We start from the raw sequence: 18,364 nt of genomic DNA, 5'->3' as shown, positions 1-18,364 counted from the left end.
TCAGCTGACCTCGCAGACCTCCACACCGCCGGTCTGCCCGTCCTGGCCGAGGCTGACCTGTTGCCGCTCCCGGTCGCCGCCGTCGAGGGTCACGTCGACCGGCACGGTCAGGTAGGTGGTGTCCACCTCACCCACCCGGAACCCGGTCACCTGCGGTTCGGCGGCAGCGCGCCGCTCGAACTCCGGCCGGGACTCACGCCGCTGCGCGTCGTCGCAGAGCTGGTCGTACGCCCGCCCGTAGTTCCGCTCGACCAGCGCCTGGTAGTAGTCGCCGGTCACGGTGCGGGCCTGTTCCCGGATGGCCTGGACTCCGCTGACGGCCAGGCCGACGACGGCGGTGCCACCCCCGCCGCAGCAGAGCACCACGGCGAGCGCGCCGACGCCGAGGCCGATCCAGAGCCGAGTCCGGCGGCCCTCGGTGGGCGGCGCGGCGAACGGCGGAGCCACCCCGGGACCGGGTGGCGGGGCGGGTGCGGTCATAGGAGCAGCGTAGTGTCCGCCGGCTCAGCGGTAAGGACCCGCAGCCCGATCACTGTCGGCGACGACCACGGCCCCGCCGGGAGCGGCGGTGGCCAGCGCCTCGTAGGCGGAGGGCTCGTCGACGGACTCGGCGAGCAGCGGCACGGCGCTGACCTTGACCTCGAAGGCGCCGAGCGCCCGCCGGTACGTGCCGACCGACTCCCATTCGGTGACCAGTGACCAGTGCCGGGGGTCGTCCAGCGCCCGGACCAGTTGGCCGCGCAGGTAGCCGGGCCGGGCGGCCAGCGCGGTGAGGGCGGCGTGCGCCCGTTCGGTGAAGCCGTCGGCGGCATCGACGTCGACCACGAACCGGTTGGTCACCAGCACCGGGGGTTCCTCCTCGTAGAGTCTGTGGGATGCAGCGTACGCAGCGCCCTCTGCTCGCCCGGTTGGCCGGGGCGAACCCGACGTCGGTGTTCCTGCTCACCCTGGTGGTGGTGCTGGTGGCGTTCTTCACGCCCGGGGTGATCGGCGGGCTGCTCACGCTCGCGCTCGCCGGGGTCCTGATCGCCCTGTTGGCGACGACCTGGGCGGTTCAGGCACCGCAGACCCGGCTGATCCGACTGGTGATGCTCACCCTGCTGGTGACTGTGGGCCTCGCGAAGCTCCTCTGACATGCAATCATGCGTTTTTGACAATCATTATCGTTGCCACGGACAGTTGACGACATGACCAACCGCGCCACGTACCGTGTCCTCGCCGCCGCGACCGCCCTCCTCGCCCTGGGTGCCGGGGCCGGCTGCTCCAGCGGTGGTGCCGCCGGCGCCGATCCCCAGCGAGTCGACGTGGTGGCAGCGTTCTACCCCCTCCAGTTCCTGGCCGAGCGGATCGGCGGCGACGCGGTCCGGGTGACCAACCTGGCCAAGCCCGGCGCCGAGCCGCACGACCTGGAACTCAACCCGAGCCAGGTCGGTGAGGTCAGCGACGCGGAGCTGATTGTCTACCTCAAGGGGTTCCAGCCGGCGGTGGACGACGCCGTGGCCCAGAACGGCGGCGACCGGGCGTTCGACGTGACCAGCGTGCAGCCACTGTTGGACGCGTCCGCCGGCGGGCACAACCACGAGGGCGAGGAGGGGCACGCCGAGGAGGGCAACGGCGGCAAGGACCCGCACGTCTGGCTCGACCCGACCCGACTGGCCGGCATCGGCGACCAGCTCGCCCAGCGGCTCGGCAAGGCCGACCCGGACCACGCCGCCGACTACACCTCCCGGGCGGCAGCCCTGCGCGCCGACCTGACGACCCTGGACGGCGAGTTCAAGCACGGTCTGGCGACCTGCCAGCGGCGGGAGATCGTCACCAGCCACGCCGCGTTCGGCTACCTCGCCGACCGCTACAAGCTCGACCAGGTCGGCATCACCGGGCTGAGCCCGGACGTCGAGCCCTCGCCGCAGCGCCTCGCGCACGTGATCGAGGAGGCCAAGGAGCACCAGGCCACCACGATCTTCTTCGAGACCCTGGTCAGCCCGAAGGTGGCCGAGACCATCGCCGGTCAGGTCGGCGCGAAGACCGCCGTGCTCGACCCGATCGAAGGGCTCGCCGCCAGCAGCAACGGGGACTACCTTTCGGTGATGCGCACCAACCTGCGGACCCTGCAGACGGCCTTGAGCTGCTCGTGACCTCACCTGTCATCACCGTCGAGCACGGGGTGGTCGGCTACGACGGCCGCCCCGTGCTCCGGGACATCTCGCTCACAGTGACCGCCGGCGAGGTGGTCGCGATCCTCGGCGCCAACGGCTCGGGCAAGTCGACCCTGATCCGCGCCGTGCTCGGGCTGGTGCCGATCAGCGCCGGCTCGGTCATCCTCTTCGACCGGCCGTTGCGCCGGTTCCGGCAGTGGGCACGCATCGGGTACGTCCCGCAGCGCCTGGGCGCCGGCGGCGGCGTACCGGCCACCGTCCGGGAGGTGGTGGCCTCCGGCCGGCTGGCCCGTCGGGGGGTGCTGCGTCCGCCGGGTCGAGCCGACCGGTCCGCCGTCGACGCCGCGCTGCGCGCGGTCGGGCTCGCTGACCGGGCCGGTGACCCGGTGTCCACGCTCTCCGGCGGCCAGCAGCAGCGCACCCTGATCGCCCGCGCCCTGGCCGGCCAGCCGGAGCTGCTGGTGCTCGACGAACCCACCGCCGGGGTGGACGCGGCCAGCCAGGAGGCGTTCGCCGGCGCGCTGCGCGACTTCGTATCCGAGGGCGGAACGGTGCTGCTCGTCGCCCACGAGCTGGGCCCGCTGCGACCGGTGATCAGCCGGGCTGTCGTCGTTCACGAGGGTCGCATCGCCCACGACGGCGCAGTGCCGGACCCGGCCGGCCATCACGCGGAGCCCGACCACGACCACGTGCACCCGCACTGCTACGACGAGCCCGCCGGGCTGTGGAGCAACTGACCCATGGAACTCTTCCAGTACCCCTACATGCAGCGCGCCCTGATCGGCGCGCTGGTGATCGGCCTGGCCGCGCCGGCGCTCGGCATCTACCTGGTGCAGCGCCGGCTGGCGCTGATCGGCGATGGTGTGGGGCACGTGGCGCTGACCGGCGTCGGGGCGGGGCTGCTGCTCAACCGCTCACCGGTGCTGGTCGCGGTGATCGCCGCCACCATCGGCGCGATCGCCATCGAGATCGTCCGGGCTCGTGGGCGTACCTCCGGTGACCTGGCCCTGGCCCTGCTCTTCTACGGCGGCATCGCGGGCGGCGTACTCCTGGTCGGCCTCTCCGACGCGACCAGCGCGAACCTCAACGCCTACCTGTTCGGGTCGCTGACCACCATCTCGCCCGCCGACCTGACCACCATCGGGGTGCTCGGCGCGGCGATCCTGGTCACGATGATCGCGTTGCGGCCCGCGCTCTTCGCGGTCAGTCACGACGAGGAGTACGCCCAGGTCTCCGGCCTGCCGGTCCGCACGCTGAACCTGCTGATCGCTGTCGCCACAGCGGTCACCGTGACCATCGCCATGCGGGCCGTCGGAGTGCTGCTGATCAGCGCGTTGATGGTGGTGCCGGTCGCCACCGCGCAGCAGGTCACCCGGGGCTTCCGCAGCACGATGGCCGCCGCGATGGCGCTCGGGCTCTTCGCCGCCGGCTCGGGTGTCTGGGTGGCGGCCACGGCGGACACCGCGCCGGGCGCCTCGGTGGTGCTGGTGGCGATCGCCTCGTTCCTGGTGGTGGCCGTGGCCGGCGCTGTCTGGCGGGTCGTGCGCCGCCGGACGACGCCGACCGCCGCGCCGACCCCGGAACCGCACGAGGTCGTGCTGAGCTGAGCCTGGTCAGCGCGACGTCGGTGGTATTGGTTACCGTTGCGGGATGACCAGCGCGACGGGCTACGACGGGTTCGACGGGGCCAGCGAGTTGCTCCGCGCCCTGTCCGCGCCCATTCGGCTGGCCATCGTCAGTGAGCTGGCCGGCGGCGAGCGGTGCGTGCACGAGTTGGTGGAGAAGCTCGGGGCGGCACAACCGCTGGTCTCCCAGCACCTGCGGGTGTTGCGCGGAGCGGGCGTGGTGCGCGGGTCCCGCCGAGGCCGGGAGATCGCTTACAGCCTGGTCGACGAGCACGTCGCGCACATCGTGGCGGACGCGGTCAGCCACGCCGGGGAGGGATCATGAGCGAGAGCAGCGCCGCGGTGCGCAACACCCGGCAGCGGTCGGCGGTGAGCGCGCTGCTGGGCGAGATGGAGGGCTTCCACAGCGCTCAGGACCTGCACGCGATGCTGCGGCAGCGCGGCGAGCGGGTCGGCCTGACCACCGTCTACCGCACCCTCCAGGGGCTCGCCGACGCCGGTGAGATCGACGTGATGCGTCCGCCGGGCGGCGAGCACCTCTACCGCCGGTGCAGCGAGGGGCACCACCACCACCTGGTCTGCCGGGTGTGCGGGCGTACGGTCGAGGTGGCCGGCCCGGCCGTGGAGAGCTGGGCCGATCGGGTCGCCGCGCAGCACGGCTACGCCGACGTCAGCCACACCCTGGAGATCTTCGGCACCTGCCCGACCTGCCCGCGCTGACCGTCAGATCGCGATCCGGGCTCACTTGACGGGTACACCGGGCGGGGCGTTCGTGGCACGCTGGCCGGCGTGAAAATCTATGCCGATCGGTTTCCGACCGCCGCCCGTCAGTTGCTCACCGACCTGCTCGTCGTCGCCTGGGTGTACGTGGCGATCCGCGGCGCGCTGTGGCTGCACGACCTGGTGCAGAAGCTCGCCGTGCCGGGGCAGAAGTTGGAGGGCGCCGGCAGTGGGCTCGCCGACAACCTGGGCGACGCCGGCAGCAAGGTCGGGCGGGTGCCACTGGTCGGCGACGAACTCACCGCACCGTTCCAGCGCGCCGCCGACGCCGCCCGATCGCTGGCCGACGCTGGCCGCGACCAGCAGCAATTGGTCGACCAGCTCGCCCTGGCCCTCGCCATCGCGGTGCTGATCTTCCCGCTCGGCATCGTGCTGTTCGGTTGGCTGCCGCTGCGGGTCCGTTGGATGCGCCGGGCCGGATCAGCGGCGAAGCTGGCCGCCGGGCCGGCCGGCCGGGACCTGCTCGCCCTGCGCGCGCTGGCCACCCAACCATTGGGCAAACTCACCCGGATCGGTCCGGACGTAGCCGAGGCGTGGCGACGCGGCGACGACACGACAGTAGACGCCCTGGCCGCCCTCGAGCTGCGCCAACTAGGCCTACGAGGCCGAAGTCGCTGAGCCCCGTCGATCAAGGAGTTGTGGTGCCTGGCTTGGACGTTTGGCGGGTGCTTTGTGACCCACCACAACTCCATGATCGACCAGGCAGGGTGGGTTGACGCACAGCCGTTCGGCTGGGCGCAGGTTCAGCCCGACGAGGGTGTCGTTAAAGTCGTCGGGTGTTCTACTTCCTCGTCGTCATCGCCGTCCTGCTGCTCGGCTACGCCGCCGTTCTGGTCTCCTTCGTCCGCCGGGGCAGGAAGATCCCACCCGCGGCGTACCTGGCCCTGGCCGGGCTCAACGGTCTGATCCTGGCGGGAGTACTGGCCTGGGCGGTCTCCCGCTGACCGACACCGCTGCCCCGCGCGACCACCGGCCCGCATGGCGTCGCGCCGGCGCGACCGGGCTGGTCAGGGCTTTGGGGGGATGCGGCGGCGGACGTCCTCGGCGGTGGACGGGCCGGGCGACCAGCGGGCCACCCAGGGCAGCTCGTCGGACGGGGTGAGCACGCCCTCCTCCAGGCCCGCGTAGCGGCCGGCGAGGATGCGCTTCGCGGCGGCGGTGTCGACCGAGTCGGTGTTGTCCCAGAGTGCGGCGAACAGGGCGTCCACCCGTACCCGCGCCTGCCGGCAGAACAGGTCGGCCAGCTCGACGTTCTCCGGGCGGCTGTCCCGTTCGGCGGAGGCCCGGACGCAGACCGCTGACATCGCGAACAACTCGGCGCCGATGTCGACCACCCGGCCGAGGAACGCCTGCTTGCGCTCCATCTTTCCCTGCCAGCGGGACATGGCGTAGAACGTCGACCGGGCCAGCTTGCGTGACGAACGCTCCACCTGGCGCAGGTGCGGGGCGAGTGGGCCGAACTCGGCGTACGCCGAAGGGCTCTGCCCCCGACCCACGGCGAGGGTGGGCAGCCACTTCGCGTAGAAGGCACCCGCTCGCGCGCCGGCTCGGGCCTTGCGGCCCAGCCCCGCGTCCGGGTCGATGATGTCGCCGGCCACCGACAGGTGGGCGTCGACCGCCTCCCGCGCGATCAGCAGGTGCATGATCTCGGTGGAGCCCTCGAAGATCCGGTTGATCCGCAGGTCGCGCAGCATCTGCTCGACGGCGGCCGGGCGTTCGCCTCGGGCAGCGAGTGAGTCGGCCGTCTCGTAGCCGCGCCCACCCCGGATCTGGATCAGCTCGTCGGCGATCTTCCAGGCCATCTCGCTGGCGTACAGCTTGACCAGCGCCGCTTCGATCCGGATGTCGTTGCGGTCGTCGTCGGCGAGCAGGCAGCAAAGGTCGAGCATGGTCTCCATGCCGTACGTGGTGGCGGCGATGAAGGACAGCTTCTGCGCGACCGCCTCGTGCTCGCCTACCGGCCTTCCCCACTGGACGCGGTCGGCGGCCCACCCCCGGGCCACGTTCAACGCCCATTTGCCGGCGCCCACACACATGGCCGGCAGCGAGAGCCGGCCGGTGTTCAGAGTGGTCAGGGCGATCTTCAGCCCCTTGCCCTCGCCACCGATGACGTTCTCGGCGGGGACGATCACGTCGTGGAACCGGGTCAGGCTGTTCTCCAAGCCGCGCAGGCCGATGAACTCGTTGCGCCGCTCGACAGTGATGCCGGGGCTGTCGCCGTCCACAACGAACGCGGTGATGCCGCCCCGACGGCCCTCCGTGGCCGGCACCCGGGCCATCACCACCAGCAGGGTGGCCACGATGCCGTTGGTGGCCCAGAGCTTCACCCCGTTGAGCCGGTAACCCGTGCCGTCCTCGGTCGGCTCGGCGATGGTGGCCAGCCGGGCCGGGTCGGAGCCGACGTCGGGCTCGGTGAGCAGGAACGCGGACACCTCGCCGGCGGCGAGCCGGGGCAGGAAGCGTTGCTTCTGCTCGGCGGTGCCGAACATCTTCAGTGGCTGCGGCACCCCGATCGACTGGTGTGCCGAGAGCAGCGCGCCGATGGCCGGGCTGACCGAGCCGGCCAGCATGAGCGCCCGGCAGTAGTGCAGGTTGCTCAGCTCGAGCCCGCCGTACTTCCGGTCGATCTTCATGCCGAACGCGCCGAGGTCGGCCAGGCCGTGGAACACCGAGTCGGGTATCGACGCGTCCCGCTCGATGGCCTCACCATCCACCTCGGAGGCCAGGAAGGCGCGGAACCGACCAAGGAACTCCTCCGCGCGAGCTACGTCCTCCGGATCGGATCGGGGCCACGGGTCGATCAGGTCGAGCCGGAACCGGCCGAGGAACAGCTCCTTGCCGAAGCTGGGCCGGTCCCAGGTGGACTCGCGGGCGGCCTCGGCAACCTGCCGGGCCTCCTTCTCGGTGACCTGCCCGGCTTCCGCGGGCAGCGGCGCGGCAGCGCCAGCCGTGGTTTCGGAGTCGGGGCCGTCCGGTGCCGGTCGGCCATTCTGCGTCGTGGTCACGGCTGCCCCCTCGAAGCTCGGTGCGGCTGCGTCGACGTGCGCGACTATTGCCACGCTACCCCCGGTTGTTACCCAGGGGTAGCGCTGCGTGAAGATCGGCGCGGTCAGCGCCCGCTGATCGTGTCCGGGTCGTCGTCATCGTCGTCGATGTCGTCCTCACCCCAGCTGCGTCGGGCGAACGGCAGGGCCACCCAGAACGTGAGGAACCAGATTCCGGCGAGGGCGCTGAGCAGGAAGGCGATCGGCCGGTCCAGCACGAAGTCGGTGATCAGCAGCACCGCGCTGACCATCGCGATCAACATGAAGGCGAGGCCGCCGGTGGCCATCCGGTGCGCGAAGCGGACCAGCTCCGGTTTGCGCCCCTGCCGGAACAGCGCCCGGTGGAACGCCACCGGCGAGATGATCAGTGCGGTGGCGGCGGCCGCCGCGAGCAACGCCACGATGTAGACGTCGCGCTGGAACTCCGTCGTCTCGGTGAACCCGTTACTGAACGGCAGGGTGAGCAGGAAGGCGAAGAGGATCTGCACGCCGGTCTGGGCGACCCGCAACTCCTGCAGCAGGTCGGCGAAGTTGCGCTGCCAGCGCTGCTTCTCGGTCTCCTTGGACACGCGCTACCTCCGGTGAGACGTTACTGCCGGCGGTCCCGGCCGCCGGCAGCAACGCCAATGCCCCACCCGGCCGAGCGCGAAACTGGTTCACGACATCTGCCGTTCATCTCGGCGACGCAAGCCGGCCACCGGAACCCTGTCAGGACCCGCGTCGGATCCGGCCCGCGTACCGCGCCTCCAGCTCGTTGTTGTGCGCGTCGCCGTCCGGGATGTTCGCCGACAGGTAGACCGGGGGGCGCTCCCCCGCCGCCAGCAACCGCGCCACCACCTCCACTGTCACCTGCTGCGCCAGCAGCGCCGCGGTGATCGAGGAGACCGCGCCGACCGCACCGCCGCCGGGCAGGGGCAGCGTCGCGTCGCCGTACGGCGCGCCGTTGTCGAGCACCACGTCGGCGAGGTCGCTCAGCTTGCGCCCGGACGGGTGCCGGGAGGTCATCCGGCCGGAGTGCCGCGCCGAGGTGATCGCCACCAACCCGTGCCCGCGCTCCTTCACCAGGGTGGCGAACTCCACCATCGCGCCGTTGACCCCGGAGTTCGAGGCGAGCACGAAGACGTCGGTGGGACGCACCGGGGCCAACTCGTAGAGGCGGTGCGCGACGGACGGGTCCCGTTCCAGCAGCGGGCCCAGCCGGTCGGCCGGTTCGCCGCCGAGCAGCACCAGGTCGCGTAGCGCGATCCGGTTGGTCGGCACCAGTCCGCCGGCCCGTCCGGCGATCTCCATGGCGAGGGCCTCCGAGTGCCCGGTGCCGAACGCGTGCACCACGCCGTCGGCTCGGACGGCCTCGGCGATCAGGTCGGCGGCCCGCCCCACCGCCTCCCGCTGACTGGCGGCCACCTGGCCGATCGTCTCGGTCACCACGGCCAGGTAGTCCTCGGCACTCACCGTCATACGTCCTCCGTCGTTCGATTACGGGCCAGCCAACGAACCGCGAAGTCGACCGCCGCCCGCTGGCGCATCAACCTGCCGGTCCCGGTGCCGACCGGTGCGGTGCGTACCGCCCCGGTGGCCTCCAGGTCCCCGCCCAACGCGGCGAAGTCGTCCGCGTCGAGTCGTACGTCCTGCCACCACACCCATTCCCGACCACCGTCGGCGGTACGCACGGCAGCACCGATCCGCTCGCGGGGCGAGCCGGGGCAGCGGTACTCAGCCAGGTGCAGCGAGGTGCTCACCGAGTGGTCCACGCCGAGCAGCAACACGTCGGCGTCGAGGTCGTAGAGGCGGGCAAGCGGGGAGCCCTCGCCGAGCATGTCCGCCAGGGCGTGCCCGGCCACCACCTGCTCGGCGGCCGGGCCGAGCGCGGCGAACGACACGTGCGGATGGGAGCTGCGCAGCGCACCGGGCCAGCCGCGGACCGTCTCGGCGAGCGCACCCATGAACCGGCTCTGGGTGACCGCCGGGTCGAAGCCCGGCATCTCCGAGCGGATCAGCGGCCACCAGTCCGCCGGCACCGGGGGGTTGCGCCACTGCGCGGGGTCGCTGTTGTCGGGCGTGTGGGTGGGCACGACGATCGTGCCGTCCGGGCCGAGCGCGTCGCGCAGGGCGAGCACCACCGCGTGCGGGCCGCCGCTGATGAAGCCCAGCGGACGCAGCGAGGCGTGCACCAGCAGCGTCGCGCCTGGGCGTACGCCCAGGACGCGCAGCTGCGCGGCGATCGAGCGACGGCTGCCCGGCCCGCTGGCGTCCGTGGTCACGATGACCTTCCTTCGGTGACCCGCACAGCTCAGGCCGTTCCGCCGGCTCGGGCCAGGATCGCCTCGGCGAGCGGGGCCGGCGCCGCGTCCGGGATCCAGTGGCTCACCCCGGGCAGCTGCACGAACCGGTAGTCCCCGGTGACGTTCTGCGCGCACGCCTCGGCGGCGATCCGGCCGATGGCGACGTCCCGGTCACTCCAGACGTACGTGGTGGGCACCGCGACCGGGTCGACGCCGGCCAGGTCGGCGCGGGACATCGCCCGGTACCAGTTCAGCGCCGCGGTGAGCGCCCCCGGCTCACGCATCGGGTCGGCGTACCGGTTCACCCGGGACGTGTCGCCCACCCCGCCGAGCAGCTTGCGCAGCGCGGTGGCGTGCCACGCCAGCAGCACCTTCTCCGCCTTGTCGGGCTTGCGGAACAGCGCGATGTACGACGACCGGGCCTTCTGTTGGGCGTCGGTGCTCAGGGCGTGCGCCATGGCCGCCGGATGCGGTACGGACACCGCGGTCAGCGTGTGCACCCGCTCGGGGTGCCGGGCGGCGACCCCCCAGGCCACTATCGCGCCCCAGTCGTGGCCGACCAGGTGCACGGCGTCCAGCGCGAGCGCGTCGAGCACCGCCACCACGTCGGTGACGAGTTCGGGGATCCGGTAGTCGGCCACCGCAGTGGGCCGGGCGCCGGGTGAGTAACCGCGCTGGTCCAGCGCGTACGTGCGCAGCCCGCCCGCGTGCAGCGCCGGCACCACGTCGTCCCACTCGCCGCTGTGCTGAGGGAAACCGTGCAGCAGCAGGACGGGTACGCCGTCCGTCGGACCGCCGACGGTCACCTCGAACGTGAAGCCTCGCGCGTCAACCCGCATGATCGGAAGCGTACCCAGACGGCGGTGCGCCGGTCGCTCCCGCAGGTCAGGCGGATGCCCTGCTGGGCCCGCGACCCTGGTCGGTGTTAGCGTCAGCGAGACAACTTCATATCCGACAGGGGAGCGCACAGCGCTGAGAGTGCGGGCACGCCCGCAGACCCTCGAACCTGATCTGGGTAATGCCAGCGCAGGGAGTTCGGTCGACCTCCAGCCGCGCCGCAGTCCGGTGCCACCGGACGCGGCGTGCGTCTTCTTCTGGTTCGCACTCACGAACTGGGAGCAACACATGAATTCCACCACCGACACACACCGTTGGCGCACCATCGACATCGTGGTCGCCTCGGTGATCGCGGTCGCCTTCGGCGTCATCTTCTGGGCCTGGGGCCTGGTCTGGAGCGCCACCGAGGGCGCGTTCGCCTTCTTCCCGCCGGCGCAGACGCTGCTCTACGGCGTCTGGCTGATGCCGGCGGTGATCGGTGGGCTGGTCATCCGCAAGCCCGGCGCCGCGCTCTACTGCGAAACAGTGGCCGCGGTCCTGTCCGCGCTGTTGGGCAGCCAGTGGGCCGGCACGGTGATCCCGCAGGGCATCGTGCAGGGCATCGGCGCCGAGCTGGCCTTCGCCGCCTTCCGGTACCGGTCGTTCCGGCTGCCGACAGCTGTGTTCGCGGGCGCGCTGACCGGCCTCAGCGCAGCGCTGTTCGACTTCTTCGTCTGGAACGTCGACTACGCGCTCACCGACTACCGCATCCCGTACGCGCTGCTCACCATCGTCAGCGCCACAGTGATCGCCGGCCTGGGCGGCTGGCTGCTAACCCAGGCCCTGGCCAACACCGGCGTCCTGGACCGCTTCCCAGCAGGCCGAAACCGAGCCCTGATCTGACCCCACCCACTCGCGTCGATCATGAGGTTGACGGGCGGATGGATCTTCATAACCACCGTCAACCTCATGATCGACCGTGCAGGGTGGAGGCGGGGGCGCTGCCCGGAGGGGGTGGTTTGGTGGGCGGGGTACTGCTGCGGGGGTTCGGGTGGCGGCACGCTGGGCGCCGCGCTTGGGCCGTTCGGGGTGTTGACCTGCGGGTTGAGGCTGGGGAGCGGGTTTTGCTCCTCGGGCCGTCGGGGGCCGGTAAGAGCACAGTGCTCAGCGCGTTGGCCGGGCTGCTTCCCGAGGACTCCGGCGAGCAGGAGGGCACCGTCGAGATCGACGGGCTCGACCCGCGCAAGGGGCGGGAACGGGTCGGCATCGTCTTCCAGGACCCGGAGACCCAACTGGTGATGGCGCGCTGCGGCGACGACGTCGCCTTCGGGCTGGAGAACCGGGGAGTGCCGGCCGACGAGATCTGGCCCCGCGTGGACGAGGCGCTGCACCGCGTCGGCTTCCCGTACTCCCGGGACCGCCACACCGCGGCGCTCTCCGGCGGCGAACAGCAACGCCTCGCTCTGGCCGGCGCGCTGGCCCTGCGCCCCGCCCTGCTGCTGCTCGACGAGCCGACCGCCAACCTCGACCCGGCCGGCGCCGAACTGGTCCGGCACGCGGTGGCCGGCGCGCTGGACGCCGACACCACGCTGATCCTGGTCGAACACCGGGTCGCCGAGGCACTGCCGCTTGTCGACCGGGTGGTCGTCCTGGAACCGGGCGGCGGCGTCCGCGCGGACGGCACACCCGAGGCGGTCTTCGCCGCCCACGGTGCCGCCCTGGCCGCCGAGGGGGTCTGGGTGCCCGGTCACCCCATCGCGCCTCGGGCGGCCACCGCCGGCCCCGGGGAGCTGTTGCTCACCGCCGACCGGCTCGGCCTGCCGCCCCGGCTGGGCATCACCGACCTGGCGGTACGCGCCGGTGAAGCACTCGCCGTACGCGGACCGAACGGTGCCGGCAAGTCCACCCTGGCGTTGCTGCTCGGCGGCCTGCTCCGGCCGGGCAGTGGGCGGGTCACCGCGTCCGTCGAGTTGGCCGGCGCGGACCACAGCACTTCCCCGCATCGGTGGCGGGCACCCGCGCTGGCCCGACGGATCGGGTCGGTCTTCCAGGATCCGGAGCACCAGTTCGTCACCAGCACGGTCTTCGACGAGCTGGCGCTCGGCCCGCGCCGCACCGGCCAAACCGAGGCAGCCGTCAAGGAGACAGTGGCCGGGCTGCTGGACCGACTGCGGCTGGCCCGGCTCGCCGCCGCCAACCCGTACACCCTCTCGGGTGGCGAGGCGCGGCGACTGAGCGTGGCGACCGCCCTGGCCACCGCGCCACGCCTGCTGATCTGCGACGAACCCACCTTCGGCCAGGACCGGCGGACCTGGCGGGAACTGGTGGACCTCTTCGCCGACCTGCGCGACGCCGGGCACGGCGTCGTCACAGTCACCCACGACGCGGACTTCGTCGCCGCGCTCGCCGATCGCACCGTCACCCTGCACCGCGCCACGGACGACCAGCGATGATCAGCATCGAGCCGGTCGCCGCGCCGGACGCGCCGTTGGCCCGCCGCAACCCGGTGGCGAAGGTCGCCGCCGCGCTGGTCTTCTCGTTCACACTGCTGGCGACCCTGGACCCGGTTGCCCCGGCGATCGCCATCGCCCTCGAACTGGCCGTCCTGCCGCTGTTCGGCATCCGCTACCGGGTGCTGGCCCGGCGGGCCTGGCCACTGCTGCTCAGTGCCGCCGGCATCCTGGTCACCCTGGTGCTGTTCGCGGCCGACCGGTCCGGCCGGGTCCTGCTGGACGCGGGACCGGTACTGGTGAGCACCGGCGTCCTGCTCACCGCGCTCGGCCTGGTGCTGCGGGTGTTCGCGGTGGCCCTGCCCGGTGTAATCGTCTTCGCGACCACCGACCCCACCGACCTGGCCGACGCGTTGATCCAGAACGCGAAGGCGCCGGCCCGGTTCGCCATCGGGGCGCTGGCCGCGTTCCGGCTGGTGCCGCTGCTCGGTCAGGAGTGGCAGATGATCAGCATGGCCCGGCGCGCCCGGGGCGTCGACGCGGGACGCAACCCGGTGGCGAAGCTGCGGCTCTTCGCCTCCACCGCGTTCGCGCTGCTGGTCGGGGCGATCCGTCGAGGCACCCGGCTGGCGGTGGCGATGGACGCGCGTGGCTTCGACGCCGGCACACCCCGTACCGTCGCCCGCCGGCAGCACTTCACCCGCGCCGACGTCCTCCTCATCGCCGGGTCCGCCGTCCTCGCCGCAGCCACCCTCACCACGAGCATCCTCCTAGGCGCCTTCCGCCCCCTGATCAGCTGACCCAACCCACCGCTGGCGCCCGCCGCTGGCGCCCGCCGCCAAGATCCGCACAACATCAGGGATGTAGTGGCCTCGCTGCCCACGGAGGCCACTACATCCCTGATAGTGCTGTCACCACCCAGCGCCCACGCACCGCTCCCGCCGATCTTGCGGTTTCTGTCGCCGAATCATCCCGATAAGCCGGTTATGCGAGGACAGAAAGTGGAAGATCGGCGGGGCTAGTGGCGGGGCGCGGGGTGGGGGCGCGGGGGCGGGGCGGGGCGGGTGGGGTGGTTCGATTTAGCTGCGGCGGAAGGCGTAGCGGCGGGTCTGGCCGGCTTGCTGGCTGCGGCCGCCGCCGGAGCGGTTGCCGCTGCCTTGCGGTGGCCCGGCCGTCGGCGCCTTCGGTCGGCCGGTCGGCTTCGGCAGATCGCCCACCGACGGCGCGTCGACGACCGCCGGCACGTCCACAGCTGCCGGCACCGCCAGCTCGTCCGAAAGCGCCGGCTCCGGCAGCACCGCCTCCATCAGTGCCACCTGCGGCGCCGGCTCGGCCAGCGTTGCCGGCTCGACGAGCACCGCCGGCAAAGCCGGTTCGACCGCGAGGTCGAGGGCCGCAAGGGTGGTTGGGAGCGGGCCGTGGCCGGCCGCCGGGTCGACGCCGAGCGGCGTCGCTCTGGGGGTACGGGACTTCTTCGGGTTACGCCTGGCAGGCATCCGGGCCTCCTTCAATGCCGACCGGCACGGCCGGTCCCGCGCTGCGGCGGTCGGTCGGATCGGCTGGTGACCGCCGTTGCGCGACGGTCGAGTGGGGAAGGGACTGCTCACCGGGGCCAGGCAGGGCCATCGCCGCCGAACGGCGGGGAGGGGATGCGGGACGCCCAGGAGCGCACGGTCCGCGACGCGGGACGGCGGGCCGGCTCGGAAGTGGGGCGTCAGTTGCGCATGTTCGTACGGTAGCCACCGCCCGACCGACGCGCATCCGTTTTTACTGGCACGATCGGCACATGCTGATCGCGTTCTCGATCACCCCGCTCGGCGGTGACGACTCCGTGGGTGACCTGGTCGCCGAGGCGGTGCGGGTGGTCCGTGCGTCCGGCCTGCCCAACCGGACCGATGCCATGTTCACCACCGTCGAGGGCGAGTGGGACGAGGTGATGGCGGTGGTGAAGCGGGCGGTCGACGTGGTCGCCGCGCAGGCGCCCCGGGTGAGTGTGGTACTCAAGGCCGACGTCCGGCCCGGGGTTACCGACGCGCTGACCGGGAAGATCGCCCGAATCGAAGCCCGTCTCGCCGAAGGCTGACGTGCGCGGCGCGGAATGACGACACGTTTCCCTGTGCGGGGCTCACCGACCAGCGTCGAGAGCCCGAGCCGCCAGCGGCAATGTCCACATCACGTGTAGTAACGGGACGTCGATCACTGGTCCGTATCGGCCCACATCACGGTAAGTTTCCAAACGCTGATAGTGGTGTGACGAGAGGTGGCGGCACGGATGGCTGATCAGGCGAGGGCACAAATCGGTGTGACCGGGCTGGCGGTGATGGGTCGCAACGTGGCCCGCAACCTGGCCCGCAACGGCTTCACGGTGGCAGTGCACAACCGCTCGCCGGAGCGCACCCGCAGCCTGGTCGCCGAGCACGGCGACGAGGGCACGTTCGTGCCGGGCGAGACGATGGCCGATTTCGTGGCAGCACTGGAACGCCCCCGCGCGGTCATCGTCATGGTGAAGGCCGGCGCGCCCACCGACGCGGTGATCGACGAGTTGGTGCCGCTGCTCGACGAGGGCGACATCATCGTCGACTGTGGCAACGCCCACTTCGCCGACACGCGCCGCCGTGAGGAGGCGCTGCGGGCGCAGGGGCTGCACTTCAGCGGCACCGGCGTCTCCGGCGGCGAGGAGGGCGCGCTTCGCGGGCCGAGCATCATGCCGGGCGGTTCCGCCGAGTCGTACGCGAAGCTCGGGCCGATGTTCGAGAAGATCGCCGCCCAGGTGGACGGCGTGCCGTGCTGCACGCACGTCGGGCCGGACGGCGCCGGGCACTTCGTCAAGATGGTGCACAACGGCATCGAGTACGCCGACATGCAGCTCATCGCCGAGGCGTACGACCTGCTCCGGGCTGGCCTGGACGCGACGCCGGCCGAGATCGCGGAGATCTTCCGGGAGTGGAACAACGGCGAGCTGGAGTCGTTCCTCATCGAGATCACCGCCGACGTGCTCGCGCACACCGACGCGGCGACCGGCCGGTCGTTCGTGGACATCGTGCAGGACCGGGCCGAGCAGAAGGGCACCGGCCGGTGGACCGTGCAGAGCGCCCTGGACCTGGGCATCCCGATCACCGGGATCGCCGAGGCGACCTTCGCCCGTTCGCTCTCCGGGCACGTCGACCAGCGCGAGGCGGCCCGCCGGGCGTTCCCCGACGCGGGTGAGAAGTGGCAGGTCACCGACCGGGAGACCTTCGTCGAGGACGTGCGCCGGGCGCTGCTCGCTTCCAAGATCGTCGCGTACGCGCAGGGCTTCGACCACATCCGCGCGGGTAGCCAGGAATACAACTGGGACATCGACCTGGGCGGCACCGCGACGATCTGGCGGGGCGGCTGCATCATCCGGGCCCGCTTCCTCAACCGGATCCGCGAGGCGTACGACGAGCAGCCGGACCTGCCGACGCTGCTGGTGGCGCCGTACTTCGCCGAGGCCGTCAGCGCTGGCGTGCCGAGCTGGCGGCGGGTGGTGGCCGACGCGACCCGGGCCGGCGTGCCGACGCCCGCGTTCTCGTCGTCGTTGGCGTACTTCGACGCGTTGCGCGCGGAGCGGCTGCCGGCCGCGCTGATCCAGGGTCTGCGGGACAACTTCGGCGCGCACACCTACCAGCGGGTGGACCGCGAGGGCTCGTTCCACACCACCTGGGCCGCCGACCGCACCGAGTCTCCGGCGTAGCCGGGGCGGCGGCGGGCGCGCCGTGACCGTGCTCGATCCTTGATGTAGTGGCCTCCCCCGGTGGGGAGGCCACTACATCCATGTTCGGGGCGAGAACAGGGGGAGGGCCGCGCGGGTGACGGTCAGGCGACCGTTGCGTGCATCTCCCAGACGAGGATCTCGGCCGGTTCGTCGGCGGTGACCCGCCGGCCACCGGTCATGGTGAGCCGGGCGGCGTCGCCACTGCCGAGCGGGCCGCTGCCCTCCAGGGTCACAGTGCCGTTGGGCACGTAGAGGTGCACGTAGGGCGCGTCGGGGATGGTGACCTCGTCGCCAGGGGCGAGACGGGCGGCGTGCAGCGTCGCGTACCGGTTGCGGATCCGGATCGCGGACGCGCCGTCGTAGCGGTCCATCCCGGAGGCGATTGGCACCAGGCCCCCGCGGAGCAGCTCGTCCTCGATCTCCAACTGCTCGTAGCCGGGGTCGACGCCCTGCTCGTCAGGGAGCACCCACATCTGCACGAAGTGCACCGGGTCGGTGTGCGGCTCCTGGTTGTTGAGCCGCCAGGCGTCGTTCTTCTCCGAGTGCAGGATGCCGGTGCCGGCGCTCATCCGCTGGGCCAGACCCGGGTAGATCACCCCGGAGTGCCCGGTGGAGTCCTGGTGCACCAGGGAACCGCGCAGCACCCAGGTCACGATCTCCATGTCCTGGTGCGGGTGGGTTTCGAAGCCGGCCCCCGGTCGGACCACGTCGTCGTTGTTGACGAGCAGCAGGCCGTGGTGGGTGTTGGCCGGGTCGTAGTGCCGGGAGAACGAGAAGGAGTGCTTAGAGTCCAGCCAGGAGATGCTGGTGGCGAAGCGATCATCGGCACGACGGATGTCGACAGCGGGCGCGGGCGCGGTCACCAGGCACGCGGCCCGGCGTCGGGGGTCGACGGGGCCCAGGTCAGGGCCGGCTCGCCGGTGGCCAGTTCGGCGATCTCACCGGTGCGCAGCTGCGGTGTGTGACCGAACTCGGCGCAGTGCTGCTCGGCGATCTCGGCACAGATCTCGGCCACCTGCTCGCAGATCGGGTCGCCCAGGTCGGCGGCGTTCAACGCCATGATCATTTTAAATCGGAGATCGCGCATGTGCCCCCCAACCGCCGTCGTCCCACCACCTCCGGACCCTACCCGCAGCCCCTGCGCAGGACCCCGAAACGAGCGCACCACCCCACCTCGACACCGAGGAGGGACGCGACGGCGCCGCCCGCACGGGGTGCGGGCGGCGCCGGGAAAGCTGGGGGTCGGTCAAAAGAAGCGGCGGCGCTTGGCCTTCTGCGGACGCATCAGGTCCGCGCCCTTGGTCAGCAACCGCGTCGCCCCGGAGGGACCACGCCGGGCCTCCAGGGTGTGGCTGAGCCGGCGGGCACCGGCGGCGGCCAGCGGCACCGCGACCGCCATCACCGCCCACTGGGCAATGCGCTTCTGGATCATGTGGGTTCACCTCCGTCAGTGGCTTCTGACGTCTCTGATACCC

The 18,364-nt window shown here is 71.9% G+C and carries 24 protein-coding genes and 1 riboswitch; of the genes, 13 read left to right on the top strand and 11 right to left on the bottom strand.

Annotation, left to right across the window (positions count from 1 at the left end):
* Both ACLJOK_RS00535 and ACLJOK_RS00530 read right to left on the bottom strand, forming a co-directional pair.
* Nucleotides 1–480 (bottom strand): hypothetical protein, encoded by a 480-nt coding sequence (locus tag ACLJOK_RS00535; RefSeq protein ID WP_238678531.1) that lies wholly within the window; start codon nt 478–480, stop codon nt 1–3.
* Between the two features lie 24 nt (nt 481–504).
* Complete coding sequence (locus tag ACLJOK_RS00530) at nt 505–846, bottom strand: antibiotic biosynthesis monooxygenase family protein (protein WP_112642190.1); 342 nt, start codon at nt 844–846, stop codon at nt 505–507.
* 29 nt (nt 847–875) lie between these two features.
* Here ACLJOK_RS00530 and ACLJOK_RS00525 point away from each other — a divergent pair, with 29 nt between their 5' ends.
* The 8 genes from ACLJOK_RS00525 (at nt 876) to ACLJOK_RS00490 (ending at nt 5,505) form a co-directional block, all read left to right on the top strand.
* The gene (locus tag ACLJOK_RS00525) at nt 876–1,133 is read left to right on the top strand and encodes a hypothetical protein (protein WP_030338196.1); all 258 of its coding nucleotides are present in this window, start codon (nt 876–878) and stop codon (nt 1,131–1,133) included.
* A 54-nt stretch (nt 1,134–1,187) separates the two neighbouring features.
* Nucleotides 1,188–2,135 carry a metal ABC transporter substrate-binding protein gene (locus ACLJOK_RS00520; protein ID WP_410815432.1) on the top strand — a complete coding sequence of 316 codons (948 nt, stop codon included), beginning with the start codon at nt 1,188–1,190 and terminating at the stop codon, nt 2,133–2,135.
* Nucleotides 2,132–2,893 (top strand): metal ABC transporter ATP-binding protein, encoded by a 762-nt coding sequence (locus ACLJOK_RS00515; protein WP_410815430.1) that lies wholly within the window; start codon nt 2,132–2,134, stop codon nt 2,891–2,893. The genes ACLJOK_RS00520 and ACLJOK_RS00515 overlap by 4 nt, the downstream gene beginning before the upstream one ends.
* A gap of 3 nt (nt 2,894–2,896) precedes the next feature.
* On the top strand, nt 2,897–3,763 hold the full coding sequence (locus ACLJOK_RS00510) for a metal ABC transporter permease (protein WP_410815429.1): 867 nt from the start codon (nt 2,897–2,899) through the stop codon (nt 3,761–3,763).
* Between the two features lie 43 nt (nt 3,764–3,806).
* Nucleotides 3,807–4,106, top strand: coding sequence for an ArsR/SmtB family transcription factor (locus ACLJOK_RS00505; RefSeq protein WP_030338189.1), 300 nt, complete (start codon nt 3,807–3,809; stop codon nt 4,104–4,106).
* Nucleotides 4,103–4,501: a Fur family transcriptional regulator gene (locus tag ACLJOK_RS00500; RefSeq protein ID WP_091409697.1), complete on the top strand. Its 399-nt coding sequence runs from the start codon at nt 4,103–4,105 to the stop codon at nt 4,499–4,501. The genes ACLJOK_RS00505 and ACLJOK_RS00500 overlap by 4 nt, the downstream gene beginning before the upstream one ends.
* 69 nt (nt 4,502–4,570) lie before the next feature.
* On the top strand, nt 4,571–5,179 hold the full coding sequence (locus tag ACLJOK_RS00495) for a hypothetical protein (RefSeq protein WP_410815428.1): 609 nt from the start codon (nt 4,571–4,573) through the stop codon (nt 5,177–5,179).
* 158 nt (nt 5,180–5,337) lie between these two features.
* Nucleotides 5,338–5,505 carry a hypothetical protein gene (locus ACLJOK_RS00490; protein WP_179780499.1) on the top strand — a complete coding sequence of 56 codons (168 nt, stop codon included), beginning with the start codon at nt 5,338–5,340 and terminating at the stop codon, nt 5,503–5,505.
* 63 nt (nt 5,506–5,568) lie between these two features.
* Here the strand turns inward: ACLJOK_RS00490 and ACLJOK_RS00485 are convergent, their stop codons facing one another.
* From ACLJOK_RS00485 to ACLJOK_RS00465, 5 genes are all read right to left on the bottom strand, one after another.
* Nucleotides 5,569–7,566 carry an acyl-CoA dehydrogenase family protein gene (locus ACLJOK_RS00485; RefSeq protein ID WP_410815426.1) on the bottom strand — a complete coding sequence of 666 codons (1,998 nt, stop codon included), beginning with the start codon at nt 7,564–7,566 and terminating at the stop codon, nt 5,569–5,571.
* A gap of 104 nt (nt 7,567–7,670) precedes the next feature.
* Nucleotides 7,671–8,174, bottom strand: a complete 504-nt coding sequence (locus ACLJOK_RS00480; RefSeq protein ID WP_410815425.1) for a DUF6328 family protein — start codon at nt 8,172–8,174, stop codon at nt 7,671–7,673.
* Between the two features lie 139 nt (nt 8,175–8,313).
* Entirely contained in the window at nt 8,314–9,063 is a 750-nt protein-coding gene (locus ACLJOK_RS00475) for a sugar isomerase domain-containing protein (RefSeq protein WP_410815423.1), read from the bottom strand.
* Entirely contained in the window at nt 9,060–9,866 is an 807-nt protein-coding gene (locus ACLJOK_RS00470; protein ID WP_410815422.1) for an aminoglycoside N(3)-acetyltransferase, read from the bottom strand. Before ACLJOK_RS00470 ends, ACLJOK_RS00475 begins: the two co-directional genes overlap by 4 nt.
* Before the next feature lie 29 nt (nt 9,867–9,895).
* Nucleotides 9,896–10,726: an alpha/beta fold hydrolase gene (locus ACLJOK_RS00465; RefSeq protein WP_410815420.1), complete on the bottom strand. Its 831-nt coding sequence runs from the start codon at nt 10,724–10,726 to the stop codon at nt 9,896–9,898.
* 107 nt (nt 10,727–10,833) lie between these two features.
* Nucleotides 10,834–10,938, top strand: a riboswitch (TPP riboswitch).
* A 74-nt stretch (nt 10,939–11,012) separates the two neighbouring features.
* Here ACLJOK_RS00465 and ACLJOK_RS00460 point away from each other — a divergent pair.
* The 3 genes from ACLJOK_RS00460 (at nt 11,013) to ACLJOK_RS00450 (ending at nt 13,953) form a co-directional block, all read left to right on the top strand.
* Nucleotides 11,013–11,606: an ECF transporter S component gene (locus ACLJOK_RS00460; protein ID WP_410815419.1), complete on the top strand. Its 594-nt coding sequence runs from the start codon at nt 11,013–11,015 to the stop codon at nt 11,604–11,606.
* 119 nt (nt 11,607–11,725) lie between these two features.
* Nucleotides 11,726–13,156, top strand: coding sequence for an ABC transporter ATP-binding protein (locus ACLJOK_RS00455; RefSeq protein WP_410815418.1), 1,431 nt, complete (start codon nt 11,726–11,728; stop codon nt 13,154–13,156).
* The gene (locus ACLJOK_RS00450) at nt 13,153–13,953 is read left to right on the top strand and encodes an energy-coupling factor transporter transmembrane component T family protein (RefSeq protein ID WP_410815416.1); all 801 of its coding nucleotides are present in this window, start codon (nt 13,153–13,155) and stop codon (nt 13,951–13,953) included. Before ACLJOK_RS00455 ends, ACLJOK_RS00450 begins: the two co-directional genes overlap by 4 nt.
* Before the next feature lie 279 nt (nt 13,954–14,232).
* Here ACLJOK_RS00450 and ACLJOK_RS00445 read toward each other — a convergent pair whose 3' ends face one another.
* Entirely contained in the window at nt 14,233–14,649 is a 417-nt protein-coding gene (locus tag ACLJOK_RS00445) for a hypothetical protein (RefSeq protein WP_410815415.1), read from the bottom strand.
* A gap of 290 nt (nt 14,650–14,939) precedes the next feature.
* Here ACLJOK_RS00445 and ACLJOK_RS00440 point away from each other — a divergent pair, with 290 nt between their 5' ends.
* Nucleotides 14,940–15,236 (top strand): MTH1187 family thiamine-binding protein, encoded by a 297-nt coding sequence (locus tag ACLJOK_RS00440; protein ID WP_196929949.1) that lies wholly within the window; start codon nt 14,940–14,942, stop codon nt 15,234–15,236.
* Nucleotides 15,237–15,425: 189 nt separating this feature from the next.
* A complete protein-coding gene (gndA, locus tag ACLJOK_RS00435; RefSeq protein ID WP_410815414.1) occupies nt 15,426–16,868 on the top strand; it encodes an NADP-dependent phosphogluconate dehydrogenase in 1,443 nt (480 codons plus the stop codon).
* A 122-nt stretch (nt 16,869–16,990) separates the two neighbouring features.
* On the opposite strand, the gene ACLJOK_RS00430 is transcribed toward gndA, so the two are convergent.
* The 3 genes from ACLJOK_RS00430 to ACLJOK_RS00420 form a co-directional block, all read right to left on the bottom strand.
* On the bottom strand, nt 16,991–17,752 hold the full coding sequence (locus ACLJOK_RS00430) for a pirin family protein (protein WP_410815413.1): 762 nt from the start codon (nt 17,750–17,752) through the stop codon (nt 16,991–16,993).
* A complete protein-coding gene (locus ACLJOK_RS00425; RefSeq protein WP_410815411.1) occupies nt 17,749–17,949 on the bottom strand; it encodes a thioredoxin reductase in 201 nt (66 codons plus the stop codon). The genes ACLJOK_RS00430 and ACLJOK_RS00425 overlap by 4 nt, the downstream gene beginning before the upstream one ends.
* A gap of 186 nt (nt 17,950–18,135) precedes the next feature.
* The gene (locus ACLJOK_RS00420) at nt 18,136–18,321 is read right to left on the bottom strand and encodes a hypothetical protein (protein ID WP_124820420.1); all 186 of its coding nucleotides are present in this window, start codon (nt 18,319–18,321) and stop codon (nt 18,136–18,138) included.
* Between the last annotated feature and the right edge of the window lie 43 nt (nt 18,322–18,364).

Origin of the sequence: Micromonospora sp. 050-3 (assembly GCF_046549335.1) — a bacterium.
Classification (GTDB): Bacteria; Actinomycetota; Actinomycetes; order Mycobacteriales; family Micromonosporaceae; genus Micromonospora; species Micromonospora trifolii.
The sequence above is the reverse complement of the archived record's forward strand: the minus strand, read 5'-3'. Positions and strand labels throughout refer to the sequence as shown.